Source organism: Lysobacter enzymogenes (genome assembly GCF_017168095.1).
Classification (GTDB): Bacteria; Pseudomonadota; Gammaproteobacteria; order Xanthomonadales; family Xanthomonadaceae; genus Lysobacter; species Lysobacter enzymogenes_D.
Map to the genome: position 1 here is coordinate 1 of NZ_LXSD01000650.1, position 3,972 is coordinate 3,972.

General features: G+C 69.7%; 4 protein-coding genes. 2 read left to right on the forward strand and 2 right to left on the reverse strand.

All coding sequences use genetic code 11. The features are described from left to right. Both A7A76_RS24785 and gap read right to left on the reverse strand, forming a co-directional pair. A partial coding sequence (locus tag A7A76_RS24785; protein WP_206413822.1) for a PDC sensor domain-containing protein occupies positions 1-736 on the reverse strand: 736 nt, incomplete at its 3' end. Between the two features lie 211 nt (positions 737-947). Next, positions 948-1,952: a type I glyceraldehyde-3-phosphate dehydrogenase gene (gap, locus tag A7A76_RS24790; RefSeq protein ID WP_206413823.1), complete on the reverse strand. Its 1,005-nt coding sequence runs from the start codon at positions 1,950-1,952 to the stop codon at positions 948-950. A gap of 235 nt (positions 1,953-2,187) precedes the next feature. On the opposite strand from gap, the gene A7A76_RS24795 reads away from it, so the two are divergent. Both A7A76_RS24795 and A7A76_RS24800 read left to right on the forward strand, forming a co-directional pair. Further along, positions 2,188-2,811 (forward strand): OmpW/AlkL family protein, encoded by a 624-nt coding sequence (locus A7A76_RS24795; protein WP_206413824.1) that lies wholly within the window; start codon positions 2,188-2,190, stop codon positions 2,809-2,811. 250 nt (positions 2,812-3,061) lie between these two features. Continuing rightward, positions 3,062-3,922, forward strand: a complete 861-nt coding sequence (locus A7A76_RS24800; protein ID WP_206413825.1) for a S1/P1 nuclease — start codon at positions 3,062-3,064, stop codon at positions 3,920-3,922. Positions 3,923-3,972 lie beyond the last annotated feature (50 nt).

Below are 3,972 nucleotides of genomic sequence, written 5' to 3' on the forward strand. Positions count from 1 at the left end.
AGGCGCGCCCGCCGCCCGGCATCACCGGCAGCGAGCGCCGCGCCTGCGCGCTGTCGAGCGCGCCCAGCGCCGCGCCGAAGCCGGTGTCGGCCGCGCGCTGCATGAAGCGCAGGCCCATGCCGCGGCTGGCGTGGATCACCCGCTGGTCGCGGTCCAGCAGCACGGTCTCGTAGTCGCCGTGGCCGCTGTCGTCGTACAGGTGGGCGGGACTCAGCGAGGCCTCGACCACGCCCTCGAACCTGCCGTCGCGATAGCGCGGCACCGACACCACCACCAGCCGGTCGCGGCCGATGCCGCGGCCGACGAAGGCGTTGGAGACGTAGTCGCGGCCGCTGCGCGCCGGCACCCGGAAATATTCGCGGTCGGCCACGTCGAGCCCGATCGCGCGCCCGACCACCGAGGCCGGCGCCGCGCCGATCACCCGGCCGCGCGCGTCGGTGGCGATCAGGGTCAGGATCGGCGGGTAGCGCCGTTGCAGTTCGGCCAGTTCGCGGTTCCAGTCCAGGCGATGGCGCTCGCCGGCCGCGGCCAGCACGTGCAGGCTGGCGCGCAGCGCGAGCAGGCTCTGGTCGAGTTCATGGGCGAGGATGTCGGCGCTGGCGACGGTGCGCGCGTCGATCTGCGCCAGTTCCGAACGATAGCGGCTCAACACCATCGCCGCGCCGAACGCCAGGCTCGGCAGCACCACCGCCATCACCAGCAGGCGTAGGAACTGGCGGTACAGCCCGTTGCGCACGGTTGGCTGTACGCGGTCCGTTCGCGCTACCGATTTTTTGTGCTGCGCAAAACGAAACAGCCCCGCCGGAGCGGGGCTGTTTCGTTGTGCGGGAGCGCCGGGGAGCCAGCGCCGCCGCCAGGGGCGGCGCTGCGGCGGGCCGCCCTCGGGCGGCGGCGATGGCGTGCGTTCGTCCATGCCCGGCTCGCGTCTGCGCCCCGATCGCGCCGGCTTACTTGCCGGCGACGACCTTGACCATTTCCAGGCACTTGTTGGAATAGCCCCACTCGTTGTCGTACCAGCTCACCAGCTTGACGAAGGTGCCGTCCAGCGCGATGCCGGCTTCGGCGTCGAAGATCGAGGTACGCGCGTCGCCGCGGAAGTCGGTGGCGACGACCTTGTCCTCGGTGTAGCCCAGCACGCCCTTGAACGCGCCTTCCGACTGCGCCTTCATTTCGGCGCAGATCTCGGCGTAGGTGGCGTCCTTGACGAGCTCGACGGTCAGGTCGACCACCGACACGTCCGAGGTCGGCACGCGGAACGACATGCCGGTGAGCTTCTTGTTGAGCTCCGGGATCACCACGCCGACCGCCTTGGCCGCGCCGGTGCTGGACGGGATGATGTTCTCCAGGATGCCGCGGCCGCCGCGCCAGTCCTTGTTGGACGGGCCGTCGACGGTCTTCTGGGTGGCGGTGGCGGCGTGCACGGTGGTCATCAGGCCGCGCTTGATGCCCCACTTGTCGTTGAGCACCTTGGCCAGCGGGGCCAGGCAGTTGGTCGTGCACGAGGCGTTCGACACGATCGCCTCGCCCTTGTAGGTGGCGTGGTTGACGCCGTAGACGAACATCGGCGTGTCGTCCTTCGACGGCGCCGACAGCACCACCTTTTTGGCGCCGGCGTCGAGGTGCTTCTGCGCGGTGGTCTTGTCGAGGAACAGGCCGGTGGATTCGATGACGACGTCGGCGCCGACCTCGTCCCACTTGAGGTTGGCCGGGTCGCGTTCCTGGGTCAGGCGGATCTTCTTGCCGTTGACGATCAGGGTGTTGCCTTCGACCGCCACGGTGCCCTTGAAGCGGCCGTGGACCGAGTCGTACTGCAGCATGTAGGCCAGGTAGTCCGGCTCCAGCAGATCGTTGATCGCGACGATCTCGATCTCGCCGTCGAAGTTCTGCACGGCCGCGCGCAGCACGTTGCGCCCGATGCGGCCGAAGCCGTTGATGCCTACCTTGATCGTCATTGCCATAACTCCTGCGGCCGCCGGGGCGGGTCGAAGTGGGGAAACCGACATTCTAGCAAGGCGGGGCCGGCGTCGCAGTCCGGCGACGCGGGTGCGGAGAGCGTCGGTGAGCCGCGGCGGGACTGCGATGGCAATCAAGGTTTGCCGTTTTCTTGCGCCTTTAGAGTGCGCGGCAGGCTTCGGCCTGTTCAGAAAACCAAGCATTCCGTACTCATCTGCAAGGGGGACTCCAGGAATGAACCATCGACTGATCGGCGGCCTCGTCGCCGCCGCGCTCGCCTGTGCGGCCCATCCGGCCCTGGCCCAGCAAGCCGGCACCTTCACCCTCGGGGTCGGCGCCCACCAGGTCCAGCCCAAGTCCAACAACGGCTCACTGCTGGGCGGCACGGCCCAGCTGGAGATCGGCGACAACGTCCAGCCCACCGTCACCTTCGAATACTTCTTCCGCGAAAACCTCGGCATCGAAGTGCTGGCGGCCACCCCGTTCAAGCACGACATCGACATCAAGGGCCTGGGCAAGGTCGCCACCACCAAGCACCTGCCGCCGACGTTCTCGCTGCAGTACCACTGGAACAGCCAGGGCGTGGTCTCGCCGTTCGTCGGCGTGGGCGTGAACTACACGACCTTCTTCAGCGAGAAGACCACCGGCCCGCTGCGCGGGGCCAAGCTCAAGCTGGAGGATTCGGTCGGCGTGGCCGCTCACGTGGGCGTGGACTTCGTCCTCAACGAGCGCGGCGCGATCCGGGTCGACGCGCGCTGGATGGACATCGGCAGCGACGTCAAGCTCAACGGCACGAAGATCGGCAAGGCCAATATCGATCCGCTGGTGTACGGGCTGGCGTACGTGTTCAAGTTCTGAGCGGCGTTTGCGGCGCTTAAGGCCGCGCCTGTCGCAGGGCGCGGCCTTTGCGTTGGTGTGGGCGATTGGCGGCGCAGCGGAAAGCGTCGGGCCTGAAGGCCCTCCCACAAAAGCCCTGCAGGCCTTCGAAAGCGGGCCAGGCACCGCTCTTGTGGCAGGGCCTTCAGGCCCGACGCTTTGGTGCCGGCTCGCCGCGCACCGCCAGCTTCGGACAGCGGCCCGCGCCACCGCCTCCGGTAGAGTGCGCGCCATGATCGAACCCCGCACCCGCCCCCGCTTCGCCCGCCGCCTGCTCGACGCCGCCGTCGTACTCGCCGTCGTGTCCGCCGTCCTGCCGTCGCCGGCCCTGGCCTGGGGCCGCCAAGGCCACCGCCTGGTCGCCGAACTGGCCTGGGACGAGATGTCCCCCGCCGCCCGCGCTGAAGCGCAGAAGCTGCTCGCCGGCGAGCCCGACCCGACCCTGCCCGGCATCGCCAACTGGGCCGACCTGCTGCGCGACGAGAACCCGAGCCTGGGCAAGCGCAGCGCCAAGTGGCACTACGTCAACCTGCCCGAGGACGGCGACTGCCATTACGACGCCGCCCGCGACTGCCCCGACGGCAATTGCGCGGTCGGCGCGATCGCCGCGCAGACCGCGATCCTGGCCGACCGCAGCCGGCCCAAGGCGCAACGCCTGGAAGCGCTGAAGTTCGTCGTCCATCTGGTCGGCGACGCGCACCAGCCGCTGCACGCCGGCTACGCCCGCGACAAGGGCGGCAACGACTTCCAGCTCGCCATCCCCGGCGAACGCCCCGGCGGTTACGGCGGCAACCTGCACTCGCTGTGGGACAGCGGCATGCTGAACATGAGCAAGCTCGACGACGAGCGCTACCTGGCCAAGCTCAAGCAGATCCAGGTGCCCGCGGTCAGCGCCCTGGCGCTGCCGCCGCCGGCCGCCGACTGGGCCGAGGAATCGTGCAAACTGGTGCGGCAACCGGGTTTCTACCCGCCCGCGCACAAGCTGGCCCCCGACTACGTCGCCACCTGGCGGCCGCTGGCGGAAACCCAGCTGCGGCTGGGCGGCGAACATCTGGCCAAGCTGCTCGACGCCGCGCTGGCGCCGGGCCGCTGACCGCCGCGGCGCGCTGCGCCGCTCCGGCCCGCGCGGCGCGTTCCGCACAG